Here is a 26,109-nt window from a genome sequence, read left to right on the forward strand (position 1 = left end):
CCATCTGCGCAGCACCGGTGATCATGTTTTTAACATAGTCGGCGTGGCCCGGGCAGTCTACGTGTGCGTAGTGGCGAGTCGGGGTGTCATATTCAACGTGAGAGGTGTTGATGGTGATACCACGAGCTTTTTCTTCCGGCGCGTTATCGATCTGGTCGAATGCACGAGCAGCACCGCCGTAGGTTTTAGCCAGTACGGTGGTGATTGCAGCGGTCAGGGTAGTTTTACCGTGGTCAACGTGGCCGATGGTGCCGACGTTAACGTGCGGTTTTGTACGTTCAAATTTTTCTTTAGACACGGCTATATTCCTTACTATAGTGCTCTCCCCTGGGGAGAGAGCACGGGACTTAGGTTTTAATCCTGTGGCTTATTTACCACGGGCTTCAATAACGGCCTGAGCAACGTTGTTCGGCGCATCGTCGTACTTCAGGAACTCCATGGAGTAAGAAGCACGGCCTTTGGTCAGAGAACGCAGCTGGGTTGCATATCCGAACATTTCAGACAGCGGAACTTCAGCATGGATAACAACGCCAGTGACGTTGGATTCCTGACCACGAAGCATACCACGACGGCGGCTCAAGTCACCGATTACGTCACCGGTGTTCTCTTCCGGAGTCTCTACTTCAACCTTCATGATAGGCTCAAGCAGAACTGGTTTCGCTTTCTTAAAGCCATCTTTGAAGGCGATAGAAGCGGCCAGTTTAAACGCCAGCTCAGAGGAGTCAACGTCATGGTAAGAACCGAAGTGCAGACGCACGCCCAGATCAACAACCGGGTAACCAGCCAGCGGGCCAGATTTCAGCTGTTCCTGGATGCCTTTATCAACGGCCGGGATGTATTCGCCAGGAATTACACCACCTTTGATGTCGTTGATGAACTCGTAGCCTTTCGGGTTTGAACCCGGCTCCAGCGGGTACATGTCGATAACAACATGACCGTACTGACCGCGACCACCAGACTGCTTAGCGTGTTTACCTTCGATATCGGTAACTTTCGCGCGAATCGCTTCACGGTAAGCAACCTGAGGTTTACCGACGTTCGCTTCAACGTTGAATTCACGCTTCATACGGTCAACGATGATGTCGAGGTGCAGCTCACCCATACCGGCGATAATGGTCTGGTTAGATTCTTCGTCAGTCCAAACGCGGAATGACGGGTCTTCTTTAGCCAGACGGCCCAGAGCCAGACCCATTTTTTCCTGGTCAGCTTTGGTTTTCGGTTCTACCGCGATGGAGATTACCGGCTCAGGGAATTCCATACGCTCCAGAATGATCGGGTGATCCGGGTCACACAGAGTGTCACCAGTGGTCACGTCTTTCAGACCGATAGCAGCAGCGATATCGCCCGCGCGAACTTCTTTGATCTCTTCACGTTTGTTAGCGTGCATCTGTACGATACGGCCAAAACGCTCGCGTGCAGTTTTCACTGAGTTCAGGATGGTGTCACCGGAGTTAACCACACCAGAGTACACGCGGAAGAAGGTCAGGTTACCCACGAACGGGTCGGTAGCGATTTTGAATGCCAGAGCAGCAAACGGCTCTTCATCGCTAGCATGACGCTCAGCCGGAGTATCTTTACCGTCGTCCAGAATACCGTTGATCGCAGGTACGTCGACTGGGGATGGCAGGTAATCAATTACCGCATCCAGCATCGCCTGAACACCTTTGTTCTTGAACGCAGAACCACAGGTTACCAGGATGATTTCGTTGTTCAGAACGCGCTGACGCAGAGCTTTTTTGATCTCTTCTTCAGTCAGTTCTTCACCACCCAGGTATTTCTCCATCAGCTCTTCTGAAGCTTCCGCAGCGGACTCGATCAGGTTCTGGTGCCATTCTTCAGCCAGTTCCTGCATGTCAGCCGGGATATCTTCATAAGTGAAGGTTACGCCTGCATCTTCTTCGTTCCAGTTGATGGCTTTCATTTTCACCAGGTCAACAACACCGGTGAACGCTTCTTCAGCGCCAATCGCCAACTGCAGCGGAACAGGGTTCGCGCCCAGACGGGTTTTGATCTGACCAACAACTTTCAGGAAGTTCGCACCCATACGGTCCATTTTGTTAACGAACGCAATGCGTGGAACTTTATATTTGTTTGCCTGACGCCATACGGTTTCAGACTGAGGCTGAACACCACCAACTGCGCAGTAAACCATTACTGCACCATCAAGCACACGCATGGAACGTTCTACTTCGATAGTGAAGTCAACGTGCCCCGGGGTGTCGATGATGTTAACGCGATGCGGTTCATACTGCTTAGCCATACCAGACCAGAATGCAGTAGTCGCTGCGGAGGTGATAGTAATACCACGCTCCTGCTCCTGTTCCATCCAGTCCATGGTGGCTGCGCCGTCATGAACTTCACCGATTTTATGGTTTACACCGGTGTAGAACAGAATACGTTCGGTAGTAGTGGTTTTACCGGCGTCGATGTGCGCACTGATACCGATGTTACGGTAGCGCGCGATGGGTGTTGTACGAGCCATTTGATTCCTCGTTTATCTTTTAGGCGTTCAATTTAAGTAGCCCAAAGCGGGCTGCTTACTAGAAGCGCCCGCCTGGTGACTAAAACTCCGAAGGGATTACCAACGGTAGTGTGCGAACGCCTTGTTGGCTTCTGCCATACGGTGAACGTCTTCACGTTTCTTAACTGCAGTACCTTTGTTTTCTGCAGCATCAGAAAGTTCGTTCGCCAGGCGCAGAGCCATGGATTTATCACCGCGTTTACGAGCAGCTTCAACGATCCAACGCATTGCCAGGGCATTACGGCGAACCGGACGGACTTCAACTGGAACCTGATAAGTAGAACCACCAACGCGGCGAGACTTAACTTCGACAGTCGGACGCACGTTTTCAAGGGCTACTTCAAAAGCTTCCAGGCCATCTTTACCAGAACGCTGAGCCAGGGTCTCCAGCGCGCTGTATACGATGGTTTCTGCAGTAGATTTTTTACCATCTACCATCAGGATATTTACAAATTTAGCCAGCAGCTCTGATCCGAACTTAGGATCCGGCAGAATTTTACGCTGACCAATGACGCGACGACGTGGCATGGGAATACTCCGTTGTTAATTCAGGATTGTCCAAAACTCTACGAGTTTAGTTTGACATTAATATAAAACGTTTGGCCTTACTTAACGGAGAACCATTAAGCCTTAGGACGTTTCACGCCATACTTGGAGCGTGATTGCTTACGGTCTTTAACGCCGGAGCAGTCAAGCGCACCGCGAACGGTGTGGTAACGAACACCCGGGAGGTCTTTTACACGACCGCCACGGATCAGGATCACGGAGTGCTCCTGCAGGTTGTGACCTTCACCACCGATGTAGGAAGTCACTTCAAAACCGTTAGTCAAACGCACACGGCATACTTTACGCAGTGCGGAGTTTGGTTTTTTAGGAGTGGTAGTATATACACGAGTACATACGCCACGTTTCTGCGGGCATGCTTCCAGTGCAGGCACGTTGCTCTTTGCAACTTTGCGTGCGCGTGGTTTGCGTACCAGCTGGTTAACTGTTGCCATTAAATAGCTCCTGGTTGTAGCTTTCGCTTCGTAAACACGTAATAAAACGACCTCATACAATATGAGGACGCAGAATTTTAGGTCGGTGTCGAAAAGGTGTCAAGAAATATACAACGATCCCACAATTACCAGGACATCTGGCTGGGATGCTTCACCGTAAGTCTGACGAAGTCAGTATAGCTAACCCTGACGACACTGTCTGAAATTTGACCACCTAAGCCGCGAGCTTTAATGTCTTCTTCCAGTACATAGACCTTAATGGAGGCATTTTGCAGACTTTCAAGGAAACGGCTTCCTTCTATTGCCGCGGTCACGCCATCCTGAAGCAATAAAAGTTCATCGTCTTTACCAATCAGGCGAAGAAGAGAGGAGAAATCGGTAAGCCACGCGGAACGATGTAATGTGTGCAGCATGAGTATCTCAAAACCTTAAAATGACGTCATAGTTGCCTAGCTCACGGCGTAAATCTTCCGGTTCCAACGCTGTCGCATCGACCACAAAATTATCCCCCTGCTGGAGGCCCCGCTCGCGTAACGAGGCGGCACAAAGCCAACATTGATCGATATCGTACAACCCTAACAGCTTGAAGGTTGCGATATAGTCGCGAGCCAGCACGACATCCGGCTGTTGTCCCTGGAGGATTTGAAAAACGCCATCGCCGATAAAAAATACGCCGAGGTCTTCCGTTAACGCCGATGTCGCCAGTAAGGCATCTAACCCTTCGCGGCCAGACGAACTGCCATGCGGCACGGTAGAAAAGACAAAAGCAACACGTTTCATTAAAACTGCACCACGCGATCGCAGGTCAGGGATGCCTCAGCCAGCGAACCCAGCCCGCTGAGGTTAAAACCTGATTGTAAATTAGCCCCTGCCAGTCCCAGTCGCTTCGCTTCTGTTTCATCAACGACGCCGCGACGCAGCGCCGCAGCTACGCAGATATTCAGCGTCACGCCATGCTGCTGGTTCAGCTGTTGCCAGGCCCGCACCAGATCATATTCATCACTGGCAGGTGAAGTCAGGAAGTTGGCGTTATACACACCTTCACGATAGAAAAAGACGCTGCATAGCTCATGCCCTTCTTTGAGTAACGCGTGAGCAAATTGCAACGCGCTGCTCGCCTGCTGCGTGCCATAAGCTGGCCCCGTCACCATAATGGCAAAACGCATTACTTGTCTTGCCCCTGGAAATCGCCGCTTTTGAACTGACGAATATAGAGGTAAACCGTGTGCTTGGAGATGTTCAGCCGATCGGCGACCTGGTTAATGGCATCTTTAATATCGAAGATACCTTTCTCATACAGATTCAGGACAATCTGGCGATTCTTGGCATTGTTGGAAACATTACGATCGGCATTCACTTCTTCAATCGTGAATTCCAACGTTTGGGTAACCAGGTCTTCCACCGAAGAAGCGAAGTTAACGGCAGAACCCACTTCCGGGGTTTCCGGTGGAATAAAGGTATTCATTATCTGCGAGAATGGAACATCAAGGTTCATGTTGATGCACAGCAGACCAATCACGCGATGCTCACGGTTGCGAATGGCAATCGTCACCGACTTCATCAAGACACCGCTTTTCGCACGTGTGAAGTAACACTTCGACACGCTGCTATCCGCACCCGTCATATCATGCAGCATACGCAACGCAAGGTCAGTAATCGGCGAGCCAATTTTGCGGCCCGTGTGTTCACCGTTAGCAATGCGGATGGCCGAGCATTTCAAATCCTGCAAAGAGTGCAATACGATTTCACAATGGGAACCAATGAGCATCGCCAACCCGTCCACAACCGCTTCGTAGGATTTGAGGATATCGAAATCGGTTTGATCGAAAGGACGTTGATCCAGTAAATCTAGCTCACTGGTTTCGTTGGTTAAAAGCGACCTGGACATGAAAAAAAGCACTCCTTTTCAGGAGCCTGTCGTTATGTTGTCAGGGCAGGCTCATCACTATTATAGGGGCATCTAAAGTAATACAGCGCACAAGGCGCTTTCCAGTATTAATTATATCCTGTCGATAATAAAAAACCGCCGCCCTGTGGGCGGCGGTATCTGGTTACTTACTTTTTGCTGCTGTCCGCAGCTTTAGCTGCCGGTGCAGCATCTGGCTGCGCATCGGCTTTCGGTGCCGGTTTGATGTCTAACAGTTCAACATCAAAGACCAGCGTAGAGTTAGCCGGAATGCCCGGTACGCCGGTTTTGCCGTAAGCCAGATCCGGCGGGATAACCAGCTGGATTTTGCCGCCTTTCTTGATGTTTTTCAGGCCTTCGGTCCAGCCTGGGATAACACCGTCAAGACGGAAAGAGAGCGGCTCACCGCGGGTATAAGAGTTATCAAACTCTTTACCATCAATCAGCGTACCTTTGTAGTTGACTACCACGGTATCGCTATCTTTCGGTGCAGCGCCGGTACCTTCTTTCTCTACTTTATAGACCAGGCCAGTAGAAGAGGTTTTAACGCCCTTCTCTTTAGCAAATTTCTCGCGGTAAACTTTACCTTTGGCTTCATTGTCAGCCGCGTCTTTTTCCATTTTCGCCTGAGCGGAGCTCTTCACGCGTGCTTCAAACGCCTGCAGAGTTTGTTCGATTTCCTGGTCAGACAGTTTGCTCTTGTCTGCAAACGCATCCTGAACGCCAGCGATCAGCTGATCTTTATCCAGTTTGATGCCCAGTTTTTCCTGCTCTTTCAGAGAGTTTTCCATATAACGACCCAGGGACGCGCCCAGCGCGTAAGCGGCTTTTTGGTCGTCATTCTTGAATGCTGCTTTGCTGTCAGCAGTAGCGGCTGGTTTCGCAGCGTCAGCAGCGAAGGTGATCGGGGCATGCAGAGCAACAGCCATTGTGGTCGCCAGCAGCGTTACTTTAAACAGTGATTTCATCCATATCTCCAGGGCCGGGGCATCTCACCCCAAGGTTAGCTAACATAAAAATGTACTATAAAGCGTTGCAGAACAAATCAACATACGGGCACGCCCTATTATCACCACTTTTCAGACTCTTTTTGTTTAAATTAGTTTCGTGACCGAAGATTGAGTGCTGTGCAAACAGGCAAAGTTAAGTAGAATTCGCCGCAGTCCGCGATCTGCCGGAGAAAAAAGAAAGAGGTGAATCATGCAGGATACAACAATGGAAACTCGCCTGGCTGAACTGGAAAGTCGCCTGGCATTTCAGGAGATAACCATTGAAGAGCTCAACGTGACGGTGACCGCGCATGAACTGGAAATGGCAAAACTCCGCGACCATCTGCGTTTATTGACGGAGAAGCTCAAGGCAACGCAGCCGTCCCACATCGCGTCGCAGTCTGAAGAGACCCCGCCGCCACATTATTGAGACATAAAAAAAGCGGGATATTCCCGCTTTTTTTTATGCCATATACCGATTAGTGGCAACCGCAACCGCCGCCGTTACCTTTACCGCCACCGCCGCAGCAGCCTTCGCCACCGTGCTCGTGACCATGGTCGTGACCGTGACCACCGCAGCAACCGTCATGACCGTGGTCATGATCGTGGTCGTGACCGTGCGCACCGTGAACGTGGCCGTGAGCCAGCTCTTCTTCGGTCGCTTCGCGGATAGCGACAACTTCTACGTTGAATTTCAGATTCTGGCCAGCCAGCATGTGGTTACCGTCAACCACCACGTGGTCGTCTTCCACTTCGGTAATTTCTACCGGTACTGGACCCTGGTCAGTTTCAGCCAGGAAACGCATGCCAACCTGCAGTTCGTCAACGCCCATGAAGACGTCTTTAGGAACGCGCTGCACCAGGTTTTCGTCGTACTGACCGTATGCGTCGTTTGCGCCAACAGCAACATCGAATTTGTCGCCAACTTCATGACCGTCCAGCGCTGTTTCCAGGCCAGAAATCAGGGAACCGTGACCATGCAGGTAGTCCAGCGGTGCACTCACCGGAGACTCATCAACCAACACACCGTCTTCTGTACGTACCTGATAGGCCAGGCTGACCACCAGGTCCTTTGCTACTTTCATGATATCTCCTGAGCATGGAAAGAATAGTGGCGCAGATTGTAGCGGAATTCTGCACCCGTGTACCCTCTAGCTTAAAAAAAGCTGCGCCATATCGCTAGTCCGGATGAAAAATCCCGATCACTTGCTCTTCTTTGCGAACGTGCTCGCGCGCCTCTTTATCCGCTTCCCGCATCTGATGACCGCACTTAACACACTCAACAATATCGATATTATTTTCGCGCCACATCGCCAGCGTATCCTGCGCCTGGCAGGACGGACATTTTGCGCCTGCGATAAAACGTTTACGAATTGCCATGGTTACCTCTACTCAAATTCATCCCAGCCATCCAGCTGACGTCGCTCTTGCTGCATCTCTCGTTGGAAAATCTCCTCAAGCTCGCGCCGGGCTTCCCTGGCTCGGGAGATTTGTACCGTATCCGTGTGCATGGGGATCAGTTCCCGCAACATGCGCATATCCAGCCGCCGAAAATGCAGCTGAGCGCGCTGAGCCTGGTGCGGATGCATCCCTAGCGTAACCAGCGTTTTTCGCCCTAACTCCAGCGCACTGGAAAATGTTTCGCGGGAAAACTGCGTCACACCAGCCTGTAATAACTCATGCGCCTCTACACGTCCGCGCGCACGCGCAAGAATATGCAAATGCGGAAAATACTGTTGGCATAGCTCCACCAGCTTCATAGTGTCTTCAGGTTCATTACAGGTAATAACAATAGACTGTGCGGCTTCTGCACCCGCGGAACGCAACAGATCCACCTGCGTGGCATCACCGTAATAGACCTTATAGCCATATTTGCGCATTAGATTCACTGCGCTGATATCTCTTTCCAGGACGGTAATACGCATTTTATTGGCCATCAACAGACGACCAATAACCTGACCAAAGCGCCCGAAACCCACCACAATTACCTGCGGTTTATCATCTTCCACCCAGGGTTTTTCATCTTCTTCATCCGTGCCGTTAAACTGGCGGGAGAGCCATTTATCAATCAACTTCATCACCAACGGCGTGGTCATCATCGACAGCGTGACGGTCACCAACAACAGCGCCATTTGGTCACCCTGAAACAGCCGTTGGGAAGAGGCCGTTGAAAACAGCACGAAAGCGAATTCACCGCCCTGGCTTAAAACCCCGGCAAACTGCATCCGTTCTGAGCTTCTCATGCCGTTAAGATGCGCCAGTACATACAGCACCAGCATTTTTACTACCACCAGCACTATCACGCTCGCCGCCACCCACAAAATATGGGTATAGAGCACGCCAAGGTTAAGCGACATACCTACGGAGATAAAAAACAGGCCAAGCAACAGGCCTTTAAACGGATCGATTGCCGTTTCCAGCTCATGTCGGTATTCACTTTCCGCCAGCAGAACGCCCGCGATAAAGGTCCCCAGCGCCATCGACAGACCCAGCGCATCCATAAATAAAGCAGAACCCAGCACTAACAGCAGCGTGGCGGCGGTGAACACTTCCCGCACGCCAGAATCCGCAATAAAGCGGAAAACCGGACGCAGCAAATAACGCCCGCCTATCAGCATGCCGGCAAAGGCCAGCACCTTCATCCCCACTTTGATCCAGTCAAAATGTTCGTCAGCAGATCCCGCCAGCAGCGGAACCAGCGCCAACGCGGGGATCACCGCCAGATCCTGAAACAGCAGCACCGAAAAGCCCAGCTGTCCGGATTCACTGCGATTCATGCCTTTTTCGCGCATCAACTGTAGCGCCATAGCAGTCGATGACATCGCCAGACCAATGCCGCCAACCACTGCTGCCTGCCAGGAGAACGCTGTAAGCATCAGTAGCCCTGCCAGCACGACCGCGCTTAGCATCACCTGCGCGGCGCCGACGCCAAAAATTGAACGCCGCAATTGCCACAGTTTGGCTGGATTAAGTTCCAGCCCAATGATGAACATCAGAAAAACTACGCCCAGTTCGGAAAAGTGTAAGATTTCATCCACATCGCTGATGAACCCTAATCCCCATGGGCCGATAGCAATCCCCGCCAGCAAGTAACCCAGCACCGGACCGATACCCAGTTTTGAGGCCAGAGGAACTGCAGCCACCGCCGCGAAGAGGAACAACACGCCGGCAGTCAATAAATCAGAACCTTCCATCAGCGGCCTCCCACAGGGATCGGATTCGCCAGCCAGTCGCCATACGCTTTCGCATGGCTGTCCAGCTCCTGCTTCGTTTGCCGTCTGGCCCAGTAGACAATGATAGGGCTCATCCAGTGCATGCGGCACATACCGGCCGTTAGCTCAAAAGGGCGCAGTACATCGCTCATTGGATAACGGTTTAGCGCGTCATAGCGGTAGGCGCTTTCCGGCTCTCCGGTAGTGATAACGCTCCGCCAGTACTTTCCCGCCAGTTGATTCCCCCCAGGGCCGCTGGCAAATCCTCGGCTCAGTACTCGGTCAAGCCACTCCTTTAACAACGCCGGGCAGCTATAGGTGTAGAGCGGATGCTGAAAAACAATCACATCATGCTCGCGCAGCAGCGCCTGCTCATGCGGAATGTCGATAAAAAAGTCAGGATAGTGCGCGTACAGGTCGTGCACGGTAACATTGCTGAGCTGCATGGCCGGTTTAAGCAGTACCCGGTTCGCGACCGAGTCCTGAGATTCCGGATGGGCATACAGCAGCAAGACTTTCGCTGGCTGGAACATCATCCCCCTCCCGGTTTTGTCTTTTGTCTATTTTCGACGTTTTGGGCTACCATTGCGCCTCGGTGCGGCAAATGGCCCACACATTACATTATCATAATGATAAATTAACATAGTCTGAACATACGGCGCCTTATGATTGTTTTCTCATCGTTACAAATTCGTCGCGGCGTGCGCGTCTTGCTGGAAAATGCCACGGCCACCATTAATCCAGGGCAGAAAGTTGGCCTGGTAGGTAAAAATGGCTGCGGTAAATCTACCCTGCTGGCATTGCTGAAAAATGAACTCAGCGCCGACGCCGGAGGATTTACCTATCCGGGAAACTGGCAGCTCGCGTGGGTTAATCAGGAAACGCCTGCGTTGCCACAGCCGGCGCTGGAGTATGTGATTGACGGCGACCGCGAGTATCGTCAACTGGAAGCACAGTTGAACGATGCCAACGAACGTAACGATGGACACGCCATTGCCACCGTCCATGGCAAGCTGGATGCCATCGACGCCTGGACTGTGCGCTCACGCGCCGCCAGCCTGCTGCATGGCCTCGGCTTCTCCAACGAACAGCTTGAACGTCCCGTCAGCGATTTCTCCGGTGGCTGGCGTATGCGTCTCAACCTGGCTCAGGCGCTGATTTGCCGTTCAGACCTGCTGCTGCTCGATGAACCGACCAACCACCTCGATCTCGACGCGGTGATCTGGCTGGAAAGATGGCTGAAAAGCTATCAGGGCACGCTGATTTTGATCTCCCACGACCGCGACTTCCTCGACCCGGTGGTGGATAAAATTATTCATATCGAACAGCAAACGATGTTCGAGTACACCGGCAACTACAGCGCGTTTGAAATCCAGCGAGCGACCCGCCTCGCACAGCAACAGGCAATGTACGAAAGCCAGCAGGAGCGCGTGGCGCATCTGCAAAGCTATATCGATCGTTTCCGCGCCAAAGCCACCAAAGCAAAGCAGGCGCAGAGCCGTATCAAAATGCTGGAACGCATGGAGCTGATTGCCCCTGCGCACGTGGACAACCCGTTCCACTTCAGCTTCCGCGAGCCGGAAAGCCTGCCGAACCCGCTGTTAAAGATGGAAAAGGTCAGCGCCGGCTACGGCGACCGCGTCATTCTCGATTCGATCAAACTGAATCTGGTACCGGGGTCTCGCATCGGCCTGCTCGGACGCAACGGCGCGGGTAAATCTACGCTGATTAAGTTGCTGGCCGGCGAACTGGCCCCCATCAACGGCGAGATTGGCCTGGCAAAAGGCATCAAGCTGGGTTACTTCGCACAGCACCAGCTGGAGTTTTTGCGCGCCGATGAATCACCGATTCAGCACCTGGCGCGCATGGCGCCGCAGGAGCTGGAGCAGAAACTGCGAGACTACCTCGGCGGATTCGGCTTCCAGGGCGATAAAGTCAGCGAAGAGACTCGCCGCTTCTCCGGAGGTGAAAAAGCGCGTCTGGTGCTGGCATTGATCGTCTGGCAGCGCCCGAACCTGCTGCTGCTTGATGAACCGACCAACCACCTGGATTTGGATATGCGTCAGGCGCTGACCGAAGCGCTGATCGATTTCGAAGGCGCACTGGTTGTGGTCTCGCACGACCGTCACCTGATTCGCTCTACTACCGATGACCTCTATCTGGTGCACGACAAGAAAGTCGAGCCGTTTGATGGCGATCTTGAGGATTATCAGCAGTGGCTGAGCGATGTGCAAAAACAGGAAAACCAGAGCGACGAACCGGCAAAAGAGAGCGTTAACAGCGCCCAGGCGCGTAAAGACCAGAAGCGTCGCGAAGCTGAACTGCGCACCCTGACGCAACCGCTACGTAAAGAGATTTCCCGCCTGGAAAAAGAGATGGAGAAACTGCACGCACAGCTGGCGCAGGCGGAAGAAAAACTCGGCGATAGCGAACTGTACGACCAAAGCCGCAAAGCCGAACTCACAGCATGCTTGCAGCAGCAGGCCAGTGCGAAATCCGGACTGGAAGAGTGCGAGATGGCCTGGCTGGAGGCTCAGGAACAGCTTGAGCAGATGCTGGCCGAGTAATCATGAGTGCCGGATAAGGCGAAGCCGCCATCCGGCACTATAGCCGATGATTGCCTGCTGACTGACTCGCGACAAAATCACATATTGGCTAACCCGCACGCGCTGTGCGCGGTATAGTTATTCTTTCCGATTATTAATTGCTCTGGTGTTATGGTTGAAATCACGTCCACAGAAATAACTCCACCTACCGACGATTCTCGAGAATTCCGTCCGATGCGCGGTATCAGTAACCGCCATCTGCAGACGATGCTGCCGCGTTTAATTCGCCGCAAGGTGAAGTTCGACGCCCACTGGCAGCGTCTGGAATTGCCCGACGGTGATTTTGTCGATCTGGCATGGAGTGAAGATCCGCAACAGGCGAAACATAAACCGCGCCTGGTGGTTTTTCACGGTCTGGAAGGCAGTCTGAACAGCCCGTACGCACATGGCTTGATTGAAGCAGCGCAAAAGCGCGGCTGGCTGGGCGTGGTGATGCATTTTCGCGGCTGCAGCGGCGAACCCAATCGTCTGAACCGTATTTATCACTCCGGTGAGACAGAAGATGGCACCTGGTTTTTACACTGGCTGGCACGTGAGTTCGGTCGCGTGCCGACCGCGGCGGTAGGCTATTCGCTCGGTGGAAACATGCTGGCCTGCCTGCTGGCAAAAGAAGGTACTGAGATTCCAATTGATGCCGCGGTTATCGTTTCCGCGCCTTTCGTGCTGGAAGCCTGTAGTTACCATATGGACAAGGGATTCTCCCGGGTCTATCAGCGCTACCTGCTAAACCTGTTGAAAGCCAATGCCTCGCGTAAGCTAGAGGCGTATCCAGGATCGCTGCCGGTGAGTCTGGGCCAGTTGAAATCTCTGCGTCGCATTCGCGATTTTGACGATCTGATCACCGCCAAAATCCACGGTTTCGCTGATGCTATAGACTATTACCGTCAGTGTAGCGCTATGCCGTTGCTCAACCAGATTGCCAAACCCACGCTGATTATCCATGCCAAAGACGATCCGTTTATGGATCATCACGTGATCCCTAAACCGGAAAATCTGCCCTCACAGGTAGAGTATCAACTGACGGAACACGGCGGCCACGTCGGATTCATTGGCGGCACGGTGCGCCGTCCTGAGATGTGGCTGGAATCCAGAATCCCGGACTGGCTGACAACGTATCTGGAGGCATCATCATGATCATCCCCTGGCAAGATATCTCCCCGGACGCGCTGGACAATCTGATTGAAAGCTTTGTCTTGCGCGAAGGCACCGATTATGGTGAACATGAACGCTCGCTCGAACAAAAAGTCGCCGACGTCAAACGCCAACTACAATCTGGTGAAGCCGTGCTGGTATGGTCCGAACTGCATGAAACGGTCAACATTATGCCGAGGAAGCAGATTCACGAGTAATCCGTAGCCGACGGCCGACTATAATAAAAATTCAACCTATTCATGGAGTTGTTATGTCTGCCAAACATCCGGTGATTGCGGTAACAGGGTCCAGCGGCGCGGGGACCACCACCACCAGCCTCGCGTTTCGTAAAATTTTCGCGCAGTTAAATCTGCGCGCCGCCGAGGTGGAAGGTGACAGTTTTCATCGTTATACCCGTCCGGAAATGGACATGGCGATTCGCAAAGCGCGCGATGCCGGGCGGCATATCAGCTATTTCGGCCCCGAAGCTAATGACTTCGGTCTGCTGGAGCAAACCTTCATCGAATACGGCCAGACGGGCAAAGGTCAGTCGCGAAAATATCTGCACACTTACGATGAGGCCGTACCGTGGAATCAGGTTCCGGGTACATTTACGCCCTGGCAGCCGCTGCCTGAACCGACGGATGTCCTGTTCTATGAAGGACTGCACGGCGGCGTCGTAACCCCACAGCAAAACGTGGCCCGGCATGTCGATCTGCTGGTTGGCGTAGTGCCGATCGTGAACCTGGAATGGATTCAGAAGCTGACCCGCGATACCAGCGAGCGGGGACACTCGCGCGAAGCGGTGATGGACTCGGTGGTGCGCTCAATGGACGATTACATCAATTACATTACGCCGCAGTTTTCCCGTACGCACATTAACTTCCAGCGCGTACCGACCGTTGATACCTCCAACCCCTTTGCCGCCAAAAGTATTCCATCCCTGGATGAAAGCTTTGTCGTGATTCATTTTCGGAACCTGGAAGGGATCGACTTCCCGTGGCTACTGGCCATGCTGCAGGGATCATTCATTTCCCATATCAATACGTTGGTTGTTCCGGGCGGGAAAATGGGTCTGGCGATGGAATTGATTATGCTGCCGCTGGTCCAGCGACTGATGGAAGGCAAAAAGATAGAGTAAGGTGTTATTTTGCCGGATGGCGGCTGATGCCTTATCCGGCCTACGCGTTTATATCCTGTAGGCCTGATAAGTGAAACGCCATCAGGCATGACATCACGAAGCAGCAACCACTTCATAGGAGTGGGTAATGTTCACCGCCTTTTCCAGCATCAGCGCCACGGAGCAATATTTTTCCGCAGAGAGATCGACTGCGCGCGAAACGGACGCATCTTTCAGATCGTTACCCGTTACGATGAAATGCAGGTTAATGTGGGTAAACAGGCGCGGCGCTTCATCACGACGCTCTGAGGTCAGTTTAACTTCGCAGTTGGTCACATCCTGACGACCTTTTTGCAGGATCGAAACCACATCAATTGCGCTGCAACCACCCGCAGCCATTAATACCATTTCCATCGGGCTCGGCGCTTTATCACCGGAGTTACCGTCCATCAAAATTTGGTGGCCAGAGGCGGACTCACCGAGGAAGGTTAACCCCTCAACCCACTTTACACGCGCTTGCATATTTCGTAACTCCAATGTTTCAATTTTCCTGACAGATTACGCGTACATAACAATTCTCGCAACGGAAGGCGACCTGCGTCATGCTGAAGCGAGACACCAGGAGACACACGGCGAAAGCTATGCTAAAACAGTCAGGATGCTACAGTAATACATTGACGTACTGCATGTATGCAGAGGACATCACATTACAGGCTGCAGTTAATTTTTGACAGCCCCTTTCCCAGGTAGCGGGAAGCATATTTTTGCAAACCCAGAGGCAGCGTCGTTTTCTGGCTCTGGAGACAGCTTATAACAGAGGATAACCGCGCATGGTGCTTGGCAAACCGCAAACAGACCCGACTCTCGAATGGTTCTTGTCTCATTGCCATATTCATAAGTACCCATCGAAGAGCACGCTGATTCACCAGGGTGAAAAAGCGGAAACGTTGTATTACATCGTTAAAGGCTCAGTGGCAGTGCTGATCAAAGATGAAGAAGGGAAAGAAATGATCCTTTCTTATCTGAATCAGGGCGATTTTATTGGTGAATTAGGCCTCTTCGAAGAAGGTCAGGAACGTAGCGCCTGGGTACGTGCCAAAACCGCATGTGAAGTCGCTGAAATTTCCTACAAAAAATTTCGCCAATTAATCCAGGTCAACCCGGATATTCTGATGCGCCTGTCTTCACAGATGGCTCGTCGCCTGCAGGTCACGTCTGAAAAAGTCGGCAACCTTGCCTTCCTCGACGTAACGGGTCGTATCGCGCAGACTCTGCTGAATCTGGCGAAACAGCCTGATGCGATGACCCACCCGGACGGCATGCAGATTAAAATCACCCGTCAGGAAATCGGTCAGATCGTTGGCTGCTCCCGTGAGACCGTTGGTCGTATTCTGAAGATGCTGGAAGATCAAAACCTGATCTCCGCACACGGTAAGACCATCGTCGTCTACGGCACCCGTTAACCCCATCGAAGTGGCGCGTTACTCAGTGATGCGCCACTTTTGTTTACACCGATGTGGCGAAGACTGATATACCACCCAGAGATCAACTACGCACTACGGCAGACGCTGGTGCTATGTTTACCTGTGGCTGTTGGTCTGATCATCGGTCAGCTTCATCTGGGGCTCCTCTTCTCCCTGGTCCCTGCCTGTTGCAACATTGCCGGCCTTGATACCCCGCACAAGCGCTTTTTCAAACGTTTAGCTATTGGCGCGTCTTTGTTTGCCGGTTGCAGTCTGATCATGCAGTTGCTGCTGGCACAGGCCATACCGCTGCCGCTTATCCTCACCGGGCTGACGCTGATTCTTGGCGTAACCGCCGAGCTCAGCCCTCTGCATGCCAGACTGTTACCGGCCTCACTTATCGCCGCGATTTTCACGCTAAGCCTGGTCGGGAACATGCCCGTCTGGGAACCGTTGCTGATCTATGCGCTGGGCACGTTATGGTACGGCCTGTTCAACTGGTTCTGGTTCTGGATGTGGCGCGAGCAGCCGCTCCGTGAATCGCTCAGCTTGTTGTACCGTGAATTAGCCGATTACTGTGAGGCCAAGTACAGCCTGCTGACCCAGCATGCCGATCCGGAAAAAGCGCTACCTCCCCTGCTGGTTCGCCAGCAGAAAGCGGTGGATCTGATTACCCAGTGCTACCAGCAAATGCATATGCTGTCGGCGCATCGCAACAACGATTACAAGCGCCTGCTGCGTGCCTTTCAGGAGGCACTGGACTTGCAGGAGCATATTTCCGTCAGCCTCCACCAGCCGGAAGAGGTGCAAAAGCTGGTCGAACGTAGCCACGCCGAACAGGTGATTCGCTGGAATGCGCGCACCGTCGCCGAACGCCTTCGGGTACTGGCCGATGATATTTTGTATCACCGCTTGCCGACCCGTTTCTCGATGGACAAGCAGATTGGCACGCTGGAGAAAATCGCCAACCAGCATCCGGACAATCCGGTGGGACAATTTTGCTACTGGCACTTCAGCCGTATTGCCCGCGTGCTACGCACCCAGCGACCGCTGTACGCCCGAGATTTAATGGCGGACAAGCAGCGTCGGTTGCCGCTGATCCCGGCCCTGAAAAACTATCTGTCGTTGAAATCGCCGGCGCTACGTAATGCCGGGCGCATCAGTGTCATGCTGAGTATCGCCAGCCTGATGGGCAGCGCTTTACACCTGCCAAAGCCTTACTGGATTTTGATGACGATCCTGTTCGTCACGCAAAATGGCTACGGAGCAACCCGGGTACGTATTTTACACCGTTCAGCAGGAACGCTCGTTGGACTGGTCATTGCCGGGGTCACCCTGCACTTTCATATTCAGGAAGGTTACACGCTGGCAGGCATGCTGCTGATTACCCTGGGTAGCTATCTGATCATGCGCAAAAACTACGGCTGGGCTACCGTCGGCTTTACGGTCACGGCGGTATACACCCTGCAACTGCTGACGCTGAACGGAGAGCAGTTTATCGTGCCGCGGTTTGTCGATACGGTTATTGGCTGCTTAATCGCCTTTGGCGGTACACTCTGGCTGTGGCCGCAGTGGCAGAGCGGCCTGCTGCGTAAGAACGCCCATGATGCGTTAGAAGCCGATCAGGAGGCCATTCGCCTGATCCTCAGCAACGATCCGCAGGCCACGCCGCTGGCGTATCAACGCATGCGGGTCAATCAGGCGCATAACACGTTGTTCAACTCACTGAACCAGGCGATGCAGGAGCCAGGATTCAACTCGCACTACCTGGCGGACATGAAACTGTGGGTCACGCACAGCCAGTTCATCGTCGAGCACATCAACGCGATGACCACACTGGCAAGGGAACACACAATGCTGACGCCTGATTTAGCGCAGCGGTATCTGGAATCCTGTGAAATTGCGCTCCAGCGCTGTCAGCAGCGGCTGGAATATGACGGACCGGGAAGCTCAGGCGATGTGAATATTCTCGAAGCGCCAGAGATGCTGTCCCACGGTCCGTTAAGCACCCTTGAGCAGCATCTGCAACGGATACTGGGGCATCTGAACACCATGCACACCATTTCGTCGGTAGCATGGCGTCAGCGACCGCACCACGGAATCTGGCTGAGCCGCCGTCTGCGGGACATGAAAGGTTAAGATCGACTGCCGGATGCGCTGTGCTTATCCGGCAACAGGTAATCAGGCAACGACTTTCGCTACCGCTTGTGCGAAACGCTGCATCCCTTCATCGATATCCGCCTGCTCAACTACCAGCGACGGCGCGAAACGCATCACGTCCGGTCCGGCGTTGAGTACCATCACCCCTTCGTGCGCGGCGGCATACAGGAAATCGCGCGCCCGGCCTTTAAACTGCGGCTTCAGCTCGGCGCCAATCAGCAGCCCCATCCCGCGAATATCGCTGAAAATGTCGAACTGTTGATCAATTTTGTGCAAATGTTGGACAAACGTCTGACGTTTAGCCTGAATACCTTCCAACACTTCCGGCGTGTTGATGATATCAAACGCGGCCCCCGCAACTGCGCAGGCCAACGGATTACCACCGTAAGTGGAACCGTGCGAACCCACATGAAATGCGGAGGCAATCTCTTGGGTGGTCAGCACCGCGCTCACCGGGAAGCCGCCGCCGAGGGCCTTCGCGCTGGTGAGGATATCCGGCGTCACGCCGTAGTGCATATAGGCAAACAGATCGCCGGTACGGCCCATCCCGCTCTGCACTTCATCCAATACCAATAGCGCCTGGTGTTGGTCGCAAAGTTCACGCAAACCTTGCAGGAATTCCGGCGTTGCCGCAGTGACGCCGCCTTCCCCCTGAATAGGCTCAACCACCACCGCACAGGTGTGATCGTCCATCACCGCTTTGACCGCATGCAGATCGTTAAACGGTACATGGATGATATCCGCTGGTTTTGGTCCAAAACCGTCAGAATATTTCGGCTGCCCGCCGACGGACACGGTAAACAGCGAACGACCGTGAAACGCATTATGGAAGGCAATGATTTTGGTTTTGAACGGGCTATGGCGCACGCAGGCATAGTGGCGCGCCAGCTTAAAGGCGGTTTCGTTAGCTTCAGTACCCGAATTCATGAACAGCACGCGCTCGGCGAAGGTCGCATCAATGATTTTACGGCCCAGGCGCAACGCCGGTTCGTTGGTGAAAACGTTGCTGGTATGCCACAGGGTTTCACCCTGGGTTTTTAACGCCTCCACCAGGGCCGGATGGCAATGCCCTAGTGCAGTAACTGCAATGCCGCCCGCGAAATCAACATACTCTTTGCCCTGTTGATCCCAGACTCGACTCCCTTTTCCTTTTACCGGGATAAACTCAGCCGGTGCATAAATCGGCAGAATCACTTCATCGAATGTCGCGCGCGTAATTGCAGTTTGTTCAGTTGCCATGTCATTGCCACCCTGTTAAGCAGAAATGTTAGTGAAATTATAATCACAAAATATGAATAAAAAATCACTGAATAGCAACCACAAATCACCGGTTGAGGAAATTAGCCAGCAGTTGATGCCCCTGTTCGCTGAGAATACTCTCCGGGTGAAACTGCACCCCTTCCATATCCCACTCGCGGTGACGAATGCCCATAATCTCCTGCGTTTCACTCCAGGCCGTCACCTCAAAGCAGTCAGGAAGCGTCGCGGGGGCAACCACCAGAGAATGGTAGCGCGTCACCGTTAATGGGTTGGCGAGCCCCTGAAAAACACCCTGCCCGTTATGCGTAATTGGCGACGTTTTACCGTGCATCACTTTAGCTGCCCGAACCACTGTCGCGCCAAAGGCCTGCGCCATAGCCTGATGTCCCAGACAAACACCCAGCAGGGGCGTCTTGCCCGCGAAATGACGAATAACATCCAATGAGATACCAGCGTCATCCGGCGTGCAGGGGCCTGGGGATATTACGATTTTTTGCGGGCTTAGCGCGTCGATTTGCGCCAGCGTCAGTTCGTCGTTGCGCCTGACAAGGACATCAGCGCCCAGTTCGCAGAAGTATTGGTACAGGTTCCAGGTAAAAGAATCATAGTTATCGATAAGCAGGATCATGGCGGCTCCGGTACATAAGAACCGCGCTATTCTACTCAGTTTCCGGGGCTTCGCTTACCACTTTACGAAATATCGCCCTAAGCGCAGACAGGTCACCCATCGCCCCACTCTGATTAGCCAGGTTCCACTCCTCAACCGGAATGTCATCCCAGCTCAATATATACCCGGCATGAATCGCTAACTGTTCGAAAAAAATTCGCTGCGCCAGACCGCTGCCAATACGAAACGGATGCAGCATGTTGATTTCGCAATAATAGTGCGCAAGACGATCCACAAACTTATCTTCCGGTAACCCCACCAACCAGGACTCGTCTTCCAGGTCCTGCATCAGCGCATTGCCCTCTTTCTCGATATAAGCGAAATGGCAAAAGCGGGTCTCGCCCTGGTAAATATCCACTTCTCGCAGATGTCCCGCCCAGTCAAAAATATCCCGATACAGTTGGCGATGAATGGCGCACAGATGCGGCAAGCCCCGTTTAAGCGGGCCTAATTCGATAGTGGCCGCACGCAGCGCCGTCAGTTCATACGCCGCCTGCGCCAGGCGCTGCGCCTGATGAATCCCCAGACGGTTACGCATGACATTCAGGCCCGGATACAAATAGGGATCGCGTCCATCACCGAATTTATCGCTCATAGTGCCCCCTCAACTCTTCAAGACGCGCCAGGGCGTCTTCCGTGCTCAGAGTCACCCGTGGAATATCCACGCCTTCCAGCCGCCGACTGGCCTGGAAATTGGCATTTCGCCGTTGTTCCCAGAGTCTGGACTTTTGTTTATCGGTGAGTTTTTTCACGTGACCTCCCTGAATGAGCCGACACTTGCCACAAGTATAAGCGGCAATTTCAGGTTACGCAGAGAAGGGGAAGAACGCGGACAAGAACTGCCCGCGCAAAAGACGTTTACGGCAGGACTTTGGCAGACAGGATAACAATCGGTTTTGACGGGACATTCTGGTAAGGACCAACATCATGGGTCTGCACCTGAGAGATCTTATCCGCGACATCCATACCTTTCACAACTTTACCGAAGACCGCATACCCAAAGTCGCGCTGGCCGTGATCGAGGAACGCATTGTCTGCAATGTTGATAAAGAACTGGCTGGTCGCGCTGTCTTTATCTGCTGTACGCGCCATGGCAATCGTGCCGCGGGTATTACGCAGTCCGTTATCAGCTTCATTCTTGATTGGCGGGTTAGGTTTCTTCTGCTGCATCTGCTCGGTAAAACCGCCGCCCTGCACCATGAAGCCAGGGATCACGCGGTGGAACGTGGTGTTGTTATAGAAACCGCTGTTGACATAATCGACAAAGTTTTGCACTGAAACCGGGGCTTTCTGACTGTTCAGCTCCAGCTCAATGTTACCGGCAGAGGTTGTCAGCAGGACATGCGGGTCACCTTTTGCTGCCAGTGCTGCGGGAGAGAGAGCAGAAAGAGCGAGAACAGCTGCAACAGCCGCCAGAGTCGATTTGAGCATGAGAATTCCTTAACAAGAGCAGAAATGAAGCAAGTGAATTGATTCTAAAGAGCCTTCAAGAACAAGGCCATCCCTTTACTTAATTTTACGTACTTGAAACAAATGTAACCTTATAGCCTCAAGATTCAATGAGATCTAGATCACATAAAAAAATGTAACGTAGCAAGTAATTACCAATAAACATTTAAATGCATCACTAAAGCGCCTAAAATCTGCCCGCTCACGGCGCAGTCAATGCGCCTAACACTTCTATACAGGCCAGTCATGACTAACAGCAATCGCATCAAGCTCACATGGATTAGCTTTCTCTCCTACGCCCTGACAGGCGCGTTGGTAATTGTCACCGGGATGGTGATGGGAAACATCGCAGATTACTTCCATTTGCCCGTTTCCAGTATGAGTAACACCTTCACCTTTCTGAATGCCGGCATTCTGATCTCTATTTTTCTGAATGCCTGGCTGATGGAAATTGTGCCACTGAAAACCCAGTTGCGCTTTGGCTTTATCCTGATGGTTCTGGCGGTCGCCGGACTGATGCTCAGCCATAGCCTGGCCTTGTTCTCAGCCGCCATGTTTGTACTGGGTCTGGTGAGCGGTATCACCATGTCGATTGGTACGTTCCTGGTGACTCAGATGTACGAAGGTCGCCAGCGCGGTTCCCGCCTGCTGTTTACTGACTCCTTCTTCAGCATGGCCGGCATGATTTTTCCGATGGTGGCAGCATTCCTGTTAGCGCGCAGCATCGAATGGTATTGGGTTTATGCCTGCATCGGCCTGGTATACGTCGCCATTTTCCTGCTGACCTTCGGCTGCGAATTCCCGGCGCTGGGTAAACACGCGCAGCAACCGGACGCGCCAGTGGTAAAAGAAAAATGGGGCATTGGCGTGCTGTTCCTGGCGATCGCCGCGCTGTGCTACATCCTCGGTCAGTTGGGCTTTATCTCCTGGGTGCCGGAATACGCCAAAAGTCTGGGCATGAGCCTGAACGATGCAGGTAAACTGGTCAGCGACTTCTGGATGTCTTACATGGTTGGCATGTGGGCATTTAGCTTTATCCTGCGTTTCTTCGATTTGCAGCGCATCCTGACCGTACTGGCGGGTGTGGCTACCGTCCTGATGTATCTGTTTATCACCGGTACGCCGGAGCATATGCCGTGGTTCATTCTGACGTTGGGCTTCTTCTCCAGCGCGATTTATACCACCATCATTACCCTCGGCTCCCAGCAGACGAAGGTCGCATCACCTAAACTGGTTAACTTCGTTCTAACCTGTGGCACCATCGGTACTATGCTCACCTTCGTGGTCACTGGCCCTATCGTGGCGCACAGCGGTCCGCTGGCGGCATTGCAGACGGCTAACGGCTTGTATGCGGTCGTATTCGTGATGTGCTTTATTCTTGGGTTCGTCACGCGTCATCGCCAGCATAACGCACCCGCAACACATTAATCTGAGTGCCGGATGGCGATGCTAACGCATCTTATCCGGCCTACAAGACAAGCTGTTTGTAGGCCGGATAAGGCGCAGACGCCCTCCGGCCTATTCCCGCGCCCTCTTCTTTCTCTGGTGCTGTAGGCCAATTCTTACAAAAACCCCTTAATTTGTACGCTATTTATACAAACACGAAAAGCCTGTTAATTCCGTAACTTATAAAAATGCAGTTAAATCAGCCATATACCTCTTAAGGAGTATATAAAGGCGAATTTGATTTGCATCAATAAGCGGGGTTGCTGAATCGTTAAGGTAGGCAGTAATAGAAAAGAAATCGAGGCAAAAATGAGCAAAGTCAGACTCGCTATTATCGGTAATGGTATGGTCGGCCATCGCTTTATTGAGGATCTTCTTGATAAATCCGACGCTGCCAATTTTGATATTACCGTCTTCTGTGAAGAACCCCGCAAAGCGTACGACCGTGTCCACCTGTCGTCCTACTTCTCCCACCACACAGCCGAAGAACTTTCTCTGGTGCGTGAAGGATTCTACGAGAAGCATGGTGTTAAGGTGTTAGTGGGCGAGCGCGCAATCACCATCAACCGCCAGGAGAAGGTGATCCACTCCAGCGCGGGTCGTACGGTCTATTACGATAAGCTGATCATGGCGACAGGCTCTTATCCGTGGATCCCGCCGATTAAAGGTTCTGAAACCCAAGACTGCTTCGTTTACCGCACCATCGAAGACCTCAACGCCATTGAGTCTTGCGCGCGCCGTAGCAAACGTGGTGCCGTCGTCGGCGGTGGCCTGCTGGGCCTGGAAGCCGCCGGTGCGCTGAAAAGCCTAGGCGTTGAAACCCACGTGATTGAATTTGCCCCGATGCTGATGGCCGAACAGCTGGATCACATGGGTGGCGAGCAGTTACGTCGCAAAATTGAAAGCATGGGCGTGCGTGTCCACACCAGCAAAAACACTAAAGAGATCGTCCAGGAAGGCACCGAAGCGCGCAAAACCATGCGTTTTGCCGACGGTAGCGAACTGGAAGTCGATTTCATCGTCTTTTCTACCGGTATTCGCCCACGCGACAAACTGGCCACCCAATGCGGTCTGGACGTTGCGCCGCGCGGTGGTATTGTGATTAACGATACTTGCCAGACTTCTGATCCGGACATCTATGCCATCGGCGAATGCGCCAGCTGGAACAACCGCGTGTATGGTCTGGTCGCTCCAGGCTACAAAATGGCGCAGGTTGCCGTTGACCATATTCTCGAAACCGAAAACGCCTTTGAAGGCGCGGATCTGAGCGCCAAGCTGAAGCTGCTCGGTGTTGACGTCGGCGGGATTGGCGACGCGCATGCGCGCACGCCGGGCGCCCGTAGCTACGTCTATCTCGACGAAAGCAAAGAAGTCTACAAACGCCTCATCGTTAGCGAAGATAACAAAACCCTGCTCGGGGCGGTTTTAGTCGGTGACACCAGCGATTACGGCAACCTGCTGCAGCTGGTACTGAACGCCATCGAACTGCCGGAAAACCCAGACTCACTGATTCTGCCAGCTCACGCGGGCAGCGGTAAGCCGTCTATCGGTGTCGATAAACTGCCGGACAGCGCGCAGATTTGCTCCTGCTTCGACGTCACCAAAGGCATGCTGATCGCCGCTATCAACAAAGGCTGCCACACCGTTGCGGCGCTGAAAGCTGAAACCAAAGCTGGTACCGGCTGCGGCGGGTGTATCCCGTTGGTAACGCAGGTCCTGAACGCTGAACTGGCGAAACAGGGGATCGAAGTTAACAACAACCTGTGTGAACACTTCCCGTACTCGCGTCAGGAACTGTTCCATCTGATCCGTGTAGAAGGAATTAAAACCTTCGAAGAGCTGCTGGCAAAACACGGGAAAGGCTACGGCTGTGAAGTGTGTAAACCAACCGTAGGTTCCCTGCTGGCCTCCTGCTGGAATGAGTACATCCTCAAACCACAGCACACGCCGCTGCAGGACACTAACGACAACTTCCTGGCGAACATCCAGAAAGACGGTACCTACTCCGTGATCCCGCGCTCCGCGGGCGGAGAAATTACTCCTGAAGGCCTCGTGGCCGTGGGCCGTATCGCGCGTGAATTTAACCTGTATACCAAAATCACCGGTTCTCAGCGTATCGGCCTGTTCGGCGCGCAAAAAGATGACCTGCCGGAAATCTGGCGTCAGCTGATTGAAGCGGGCTTTGAAACCGGTCACGCATACGCCAAAGCGCTGCGGATGGCGAAAACCTGCGTAGGCAGCACCTGGTGCCGTTATGGCGTCGGCGATAGCGTCGGATTCGGCGTGGAGCTGGAAAACCGCTACAAGGGCATTCGTACCCCGCACAAAATGAAATTCGGCGTCTCCGGCTGTACCCGTGAATGTGCGGAAGCACAGGGCAAAGACGTGGGTATCATCGCCACTGAGAAAGGCTGGAACTTGTACGTTTGCGGTAACGGCGGGATGAAACCTCGTCATGCAGACCTGCTGGCAGCGGATATCGACCGCGAAACGCTGCTCAAATACCTTGATCGTTTCATGATGTTCTACATCCGTACCGCCGACAAACTGACCCGAACCGCACCATGGTTAGACAACCTGGAAGGCGGTATCGAATATCTGAAATCGGTCATCATCGACGACAAACTGGGGCTGAACCAGCACCTGGAAGAAGAGATGGCCCGTCTGCGTGAAGCGGTGGTCTGCGAGTGGACAGAGACAGTTAACACCCCATCCGCACAGGTTCGCTTCAAACACTTTATCAACAGCGATCAACGCGATCCGAATGTCCAGGTTGTGCCTGAACGTGAACAACATCGTCCGGCCACGCCCTATGAGCGTATCCCGGTGACTCTGGTGGAGGAAAACGCATGAGCCAGTGGAAAAACATCTGCAAAATCGATGACATTCTGCCTGCAACAGGCGTCTGCGCCCTGTTAGGTAGCGAGCAAGTTGCGATTTTCCGCCCGTATCACAGCGACCAGGTGTTTGCGATCAGCAACATCGACCCATTCTTCGAGTCCAGCGTGCTTTCTCGTGGGCTGATTGCTGAACATCAGGGCGAATTGTGGGTCGCCAGCCCGCTGAAAAAACAGCGCTTTCGCTTAAGCGACGGTCTGTGCATGGAAGACGAACAGTTCTCCGTGAAACATTACGAAGCCCGAGTGAAAGACGGCACGGTGCAACTGCGCGGTTAATAAAT

Annotated in this window: 28 protein-coding genes and 1 pseudogene; 10 read left to right on the forward strand and 19 right to left on the reverse strand. The window is 53.0% G+C overall.

Annotated features, from left to right (window positions below; translation table 11 throughout):
- The 9 genes from B9P82_RS11775 to fkpA all read right to left on the reverse strand — a co-directional run.
- The coding region (locus B9P82_RS11775) for a GTP-binding protein (RefSeq protein ID WP_000031686.1) at positions 1 to 298 on the reverse strand (298 nt) is incomplete at its 3' end.
- A gap of 69 nt (positions 299 to 367) precedes the next feature.
- On the reverse strand, positions 368 to 2,482 hold the full coding sequence (fusA, locus tag B9P82_RS11780; protein ID WP_016154762.1) for an elongation factor G: 2,115 nt from the start codon (positions 2,480 to 2,482) through the stop codon (positions 368 to 370).
- Positions 2,483 to 2,578: 96 nt separating this feature from the next.
- The gene (rpsG, locus tag B9P82_RS11785; protein WP_016154763.1) at positions 2,579 to 3,049 is read right to left on the reverse strand and encodes a 30S ribosomal protein S7; all 471 of its coding nucleotides are present in this window, start codon (positions 3,047 to 3,049) and stop codon (positions 2,579 to 2,581) included.
- Positions 3,050 to 3,144: 95 nt separating this feature from the next.
- Positions 3,145 to 3,519: a 30S ribosomal protein S12 gene (rpsL, locus tag B9P82_RS11790; RefSeq protein ID WP_003023654.1), complete on the reverse strand. Its 375-nt coding sequence runs from the start codon at positions 3,517 to 3,519 to the stop codon at positions 3,145 to 3,147.
- A 125-nt stretch (positions 3,520 to 3,644) separates the two neighbouring features.
- Positions 3,645 to 3,932, reverse strand: a complete 288-nt coding sequence (gene tusB, locus B9P82_RS11795; RefSeq protein WP_016154764.1) for a sulfurtransferase complex subunit TusB — start codon at positions 3,930 to 3,932, stop codon at positions 3,645 to 3,647.
- 7 nt (positions 3,933 to 3,939) lie between these two features.
- Positions 3,940 to 4,299, reverse strand: coding sequence for a sulfurtransferase complex subunit TusC (gene tusC / locus B9P82_RS11800; protein ID WP_016154765.1), 360 nt, complete (start codon positions 4,297 to 4,299; stop codon positions 3,940 to 3,942).
- Positions 4,299 to 4,685 carry a sulfurtransferase complex subunit TusD gene (gene tusD / locus B9P82_RS11805; protein ID WP_016154766.1) on the reverse strand — a complete coding sequence of 129 codons (387 nt, stop codon included), beginning with the start codon at positions 4,683 to 4,685 and terminating at the stop codon, positions 4,299 to 4,301. Before tusD ends, tusC begins: the two co-directional genes overlap by 1 nt.
- Complete coding sequence (locus tag B9P82_RS11810; RefSeq protein WP_003023643.1) at positions 4,685 to 5,407, reverse strand: helix-turn-helix transcriptional regulator; 723 nt, start codon at positions 5,405 to 5,407, stop codon at positions 4,685 to 4,687. Before B9P82_RS11810 ends, tusD begins: the two co-directional genes overlap by 1 nt.
- A gap of 167 nt (positions 5,408 to 5,574) precedes the next feature.
- Positions 5,575 to 6,393, reverse strand: coding sequence for an FKBP-type peptidyl-prolyl cis-trans isomerase (gene fkpA, locus B9P82_RS11815; RefSeq protein WP_016154767.1), 819 nt, complete (start codon positions 6,391 to 6,393; stop codon positions 5,575 to 5,577).
- Between the two features lie 232 nt (positions 6,394 to 6,625).
- On the opposite strand from fkpA, the gene B9P82_RS11820 reads away from it, so the two are divergent.
- Entirely contained in the window at positions 6,626 to 6,844 is a 219-nt protein-coding gene (locus B9P82_RS11820; RefSeq protein ID WP_003023639.1) for a protein SlyX, read from the forward strand.
- A gap of 49 nt (positions 6,845 to 6,893) precedes the next feature.
- Here the strand turns inward: B9P82_RS11820 and slyD are convergent, their stop codons facing one another.
- The 4 genes from slyD to kefG all read right to left on the reverse strand — a co-directional run bounded on the left by slyD (position 6,894) and on the right by kefG (position 10,159).
- Positions 6,894 to 7,499: a peptidylprolyl isomerase gene (slyD, locus tag B9P82_RS11825; protein WP_003023634.1), complete on the reverse strand. Its 606-nt coding sequence runs from the start codon at positions 7,497 to 7,499 to the stop codon at positions 6,894 to 6,896.
- Between the two features lie 94 nt (positions 7,500 to 7,593).
- Positions 7,594 to 7,794: a YheV family putative zinc ribbon protein gene (locus tag B9P82_RS11830; RefSeq protein WP_016154768.1), complete on the reverse strand. Its 201-nt coding sequence runs from the start codon at positions 7,792 to 7,794 to the stop codon at positions 7,594 to 7,596.
- 8 nt (positions 7,795 to 7,802) lie between these two features.
- Complete coding sequence (gene kefB / locus B9P82_RS11835) at positions 7,803 to 9,608, reverse strand: glutathione-regulated potassium-efflux system protein KefB (RefSeq protein WP_101700382.1); 1,806 nt, start codon at positions 9,606 to 9,608, stop codon at positions 7,803 to 7,805.
- Entirely contained in the window at positions 9,608 to 10,159 is a 552-nt protein-coding gene (gene kefG / locus B9P82_RS11840) for a glutathione-regulated potassium-efflux system ancillary protein KefG (protein WP_003023629.1), read from the reverse strand. Before kefG ends, kefB begins: the two co-directional genes overlap by 1 nt.
- A 132-nt stretch (positions 10,160 to 10,291) precedes the next feature.
- On the opposite strand from kefG, the gene B9P82_RS11850 reads away from it, so the two are divergent.
- The 4 genes and pseudogenes from B9P82_RS11850 (at position 10,292) to B9P82_RS11865 (ending at position 14,504) form a co-directional block, all read left to right on the forward strand.
- The gene (locus B9P82_RS11850) at positions 10,292 to 12,193 is read left to right on the forward strand and encodes an ABC transporter ATP-binding protein (RefSeq protein WP_049041318.1); all 1,902 of its coding nucleotides are present in this window, start codon (positions 10,292 to 10,294) and stop codon (positions 12,191 to 12,193) included.
- A 104-nt stretch (positions 12,194 to 12,297) separates the two neighbouring features.
- Positions 12,298 to 13,366 (forward strand): annotated as a pseudogene (locus B9P82_RS11855) (hydrolase).
- Positions 13,363 to 13,581, forward strand: coding sequence for a YheU family protein (locus B9P82_RS11860; protein ID WP_003023615.1), 219 nt, complete (start codon positions 13,363 to 13,365; stop codon positions 13,579 to 13,581). The pseudogene B9P82_RS11855 and the gene B9P82_RS11860 overlap by 4 nt, the downstream one beginning before the upstream one ends.
- A 53-nt stretch (positions 13,582 to 13,634) precedes the next feature.
- Complete coding sequence (locus B9P82_RS11865) at positions 13,635 to 14,504, forward strand: phosphoribulokinase (protein WP_003827751.1); 870 nt, start codon at positions 13,635 to 13,637, stop codon at positions 14,502 to 14,504.
- 93 nt (positions 14,505 to 14,597) lie between these two features.
- Here the strand turns inward: B9P82_RS11865 and B9P82_RS11870 are convergent, their stop codons facing one another.
- Positions 14,598 to 15,005, reverse strand: a complete 408-nt coding sequence (locus tag B9P82_RS11870; protein WP_016154773.1) for an OsmC family protein — start codon at positions 15,003 to 15,005, stop codon at positions 14,598 to 14,600.
- 308 nt (positions 15,006 to 15,313) lie between these two features.
- Between B9P82_RS11870 and crp the strand changes: the two genes are divergently transcribed.
- Together crp and B9P82_RS11890 are read left to right on the forward strand one after the other, a co-directional pair.
- A complete protein-coding gene (gene crp / locus B9P82_RS11885; protein ID WP_000242758.1) occupies positions 15,314 to 15,946 on the forward strand; it encodes a cAMP-activated global transcriptional regulator CRP in 633 nt (210 codons plus the stop codon).
- Positions 15,947 to 15,997: 51 nt separating this feature from the next.
- Positions 15,998 to 18,085: a YccS/YhfK family putative transporter gene (locus B9P82_RS11890; RefSeq protein WP_016154774.1), complete on the forward strand. Its 2,088-nt coding sequence runs from the start codon at positions 15,998 to 16,000 to the stop codon at positions 18,083 to 18,085.
- 42 nt (positions 18,086 to 18,127) lie between these two features.
- Here B9P82_RS11890 and B9P82_RS11895 read toward each other — a convergent pair whose 3' ends face one another.
- The 5 genes from B9P82_RS11895 to ppiA form a co-directional block, all read right to left on the reverse strand.
- The gene (locus B9P82_RS11895; RefSeq protein ID WP_019078160.1) at positions 18,128 to 19,345 is read right to left on the reverse strand and encodes a bifunctional acetylornithine/succinyldiaminopimelate transaminase; all 1,218 of its coding nucleotides are present in this window, start codon (positions 19,343 to 19,345) and stop codon (positions 18,128 to 18,130) included.
- 85 nt (positions 19,346 to 19,430) lie between these two features.
- Positions 19,431 to 19,994: an aminodeoxychorismate synthase component 2 gene (gene pabA, locus B9P82_RS11900; RefSeq protein ID WP_016154776.1), complete on the reverse strand. Its 564-nt coding sequence runs from the start codon at positions 19,992 to 19,994 to the stop codon at positions 19,431 to 19,433.
- A 31-nt stretch (positions 19,995 to 20,025) separates the two neighbouring features.
- The gene (locus B9P82_RS11905) at positions 20,026 to 20,628 is read right to left on the reverse strand and encodes a putative adenosine monophosphate-protein transferase Fic (RefSeq protein ID WP_046275257.1); all 603 of its coding nucleotides are present in this window, start codon (positions 20,626 to 20,628) and stop codon (positions 20,026 to 20,028) included.
- Positions 20,618 to 20,785, reverse strand: coding sequence for a YhfG family protein (locus B9P82_RS11910; protein WP_016157626.1), 168 nt, complete (start codon positions 20,783 to 20,785; stop codon positions 20,618 to 20,620). The genes B9P82_RS11905 and B9P82_RS11910 overlap by 11 nt, the downstream gene beginning before the upstream one ends.
- Positions 20,786 to 20,891: 106 nt before the next feature.
- Positions 20,892 to 21,464, reverse strand: coding sequence for a peptidylprolyl isomerase A (gene ppiA, locus B9P82_RS11915; RefSeq protein WP_003023595.1), 573 nt, complete (start codon positions 21,462 to 21,464; stop codon positions 20,892 to 20,894).
- Positions 21,465 to 21,728: 264 nt separating this feature from the next.
- Between ppiA and tsgA the strand changes: the two genes are divergently transcribed.
- From tsgA to nirD, 3 genes are all read left to right on the forward strand, one after another.
- The gene (tsgA, locus tag B9P82_RS11920) at positions 21,729 to 22,910 is read left to right on the forward strand and encodes an MFS transporter TsgA (protein WP_016154778.1); all 1,182 of its coding nucleotides are present in this window, start codon (positions 21,729 to 21,731) and stop codon (positions 22,908 to 22,910) included.
- A 327-nt stretch (positions 22,911 to 23,237) separates the two neighbouring features.
- Complete coding sequence (gene nirB / locus B9P82_RS11925) at positions 23,238 to 25,781, forward strand: NADPH-nitrite reductase large subunit (protein ID WP_016154779.1); 2,544 nt, start codon at positions 23,238 to 23,240, stop codon at positions 25,779 to 25,781.
- Positions 25,778 to 26,104, forward strand: coding sequence for a nitrite reductase small subunit NirD (nirD, locus tag B9P82_RS11930; protein ID WP_016154780.1), 327 nt, complete (start codon positions 25,778 to 25,780; stop codon positions 26,102 to 26,104). The genes nirB and nirD overlap by 4 nt, the downstream gene beginning before the upstream one ends.
- Positions 26,105 to 26,109: the final 5 nt, after the last annotated feature.

The organism is Citrobacter sp. L55, from assembly GCF_002850715.1.
Taxonomy (GTDB): domain Bacteria; phylum Pseudomonadota; class Gammaproteobacteria; order Enterobacterales; family Enterobacteriaceae; genus Citrobacter; species Citrobacter braakii.

Excerpts from the sequence above, each read along its gene's own strand:
- tusC (WP_016154765.1), bottom strand. The coding sequence starts at position 4,299 with ATGAAACGTGTTGCTTTTGTCTTTTCTACCGTGCCGCATGGCAGTTCG.
- crp (WP_000242758.1), top strand. The coding sequence starts at position 15,314 with ATGGTGCTTGGCAAACCGCAAACAGACCCGACTCTCGAATGGTTCTTG.
- B9P82_RS11865 (WP_003827751.1), top strand. The coding sequence starts at position 13,635 with ATGTCTGCCAAACATCCGGTGATTGCGGTAACAGGGTCCAGCGGCGCG.
- fkpA (WP_016154767.1), bottom strand. The coding sequence starts at position 6,393 with ATGAAATCACTGTTTAAAGTAACGCTGCTGGCGACCACAATGGCTGTT.
- tusD (WP_016154766.1), bottom strand. The coding sequence starts at position 4,685 with ATGCGTTTTGCCATTATGGTGACGGGGCCAGCTTATGGCACGCAGCAG.
- rpsG (WP_016154763.1), bottom strand. The coding sequence starts at position 3,049 with ATGCCACGTCGTCGCGTCATTGGTCAGCGTAAAATTCTGCCGGATCCT.
- B9P82_RS11905 (WP_046275257.1), bottom strand. The coding sequence starts at position 20,628 with ATGAGCGATAAATTCGGTGATGGACGCGATCCCTATTTGTATCCGGGC.
- B9P82_RS11850 (WP_049041318.1), top strand. The coding sequence starts at position 10,292 with ATGATTGTTTTCTCATCGTTACAAATTCGTCGCGGCGTGCGCGTCTTG.
- tusB (WP_016154764.1), bottom strand. The coding sequence starts at position 3,932 with ATGCTGCACACATTACATCGTTCCGCGTGGCTTACCGATTTCTCCTCT.
- ppiA (WP_003023595.1), bottom strand. The coding sequence starts at position 21,464 with ATGCTCAAATCGACTCTGGCGGCTGTTGCAGCTGTTCTCGCTCTTTCT.
- B9P82_RS11890 (WP_016154774.1), top strand. The coding sequence starts at position 15,998 with ATGTGGCGAAGACTGATATACCACCCAGAGATCAACTACGCACTACGG.
- nirD (WP_016154780.1), top strand. The coding sequence starts at position 25,778 with ATGAGCCAGTGGAAAAACATCTGCAAAATCGATGACATTCTGCCTGCA.
- rpsL (WP_003023654.1), bottom strand. The coding sequence starts at position 3,519 with ATGGCAACAGTTAACCAGCTGGTACGCAAACCACGCGCACGCAAAGTT.
- B9P82_RS11820 (WP_003023639.1), top strand. The coding sequence starts at position 6,626 with ATGCAGGATACAACAATGGAAACTCGCCTGGCTGAACTGGAAAGTCGC.
- B9P82_RS11870 (WP_016154773.1), bottom strand. The coding sequence starts at position 15,005 with ATGCAAGCGCGTGTAAAGTGGGTTGAGGGGTTAACCTTCCTCGGTGAG.
- kefB (WP_101700382.1), bottom strand. The coding sequence starts at position 9,608 with ATGGAAGGTTCTGATTTATTGACTGCCGGCGTGTTGTTCCTCTTCGCG.
- slyD (WP_003023634.1), bottom strand. The coding sequence starts at position 7,499 with ATGAAAGTAGCAAAGGACCTGGTGGTCAGCCTGGCCTATCAGGTACGT.
- B9P82_RS11830 (WP_016154768.1), bottom strand. The coding sequence starts at position 7,794 with ATGGCAATTCGTAAACGTTTTATCGCAGGCGCAAAATGTCCGTCCTGC.
- B9P82_RS11895 (WP_019078160.1), bottom strand. The coding sequence starts at position 19,345 with ATGGCAACTGAACAAACTGCAATTACGCGCGCGACATTCGATGAAGTG.
- pabA (WP_016154776.1), bottom strand. The coding sequence starts at position 19,994 with ATGATCCTGCTTATCGATAACTATGATTCTTTTACCTGGAACCTGTAC.
- B9P82_RS11810 (WP_003023643.1), bottom strand. The coding sequence starts at position 5,407 with ATGTCCAGGTCGCTTTTAACCAACGAAACCAGTGAGCTAGATTTACTG.
- nirB (WP_016154779.1), top strand. The coding sequence starts at position 23,238 with ATGAGCAAAGTCAGACTCGCTATTATCGGTAATGGTATGGTCGGCCAT.
- B9P82_RS11860 (WP_003023615.1), top strand. The coding sequence starts at position 13,363 with ATGATCATCCCCTGGCAAGATATCTCCCCGGACGCGCTGGACAATCTG.
- fusA (WP_016154762.1), bottom strand. The coding sequence starts at position 2,482 with ATGGCTCGTACAACACCCATCGCGCGCTACCGTAACATCGGTATCAGT.
- kefG (WP_003023629.1), bottom strand. The coding sequence starts at position 10,159 with ATGTTCCAGCCAGCGAAAGTCTTGCTGCTGTATGCCCATCCGGAATCT.
- tsgA (WP_016154778.1), top strand. The coding sequence starts at position 21,729 with ATGACTAACAGCAATCGCATCAAGCTCACATGGATTAGCTTTCTCTCC.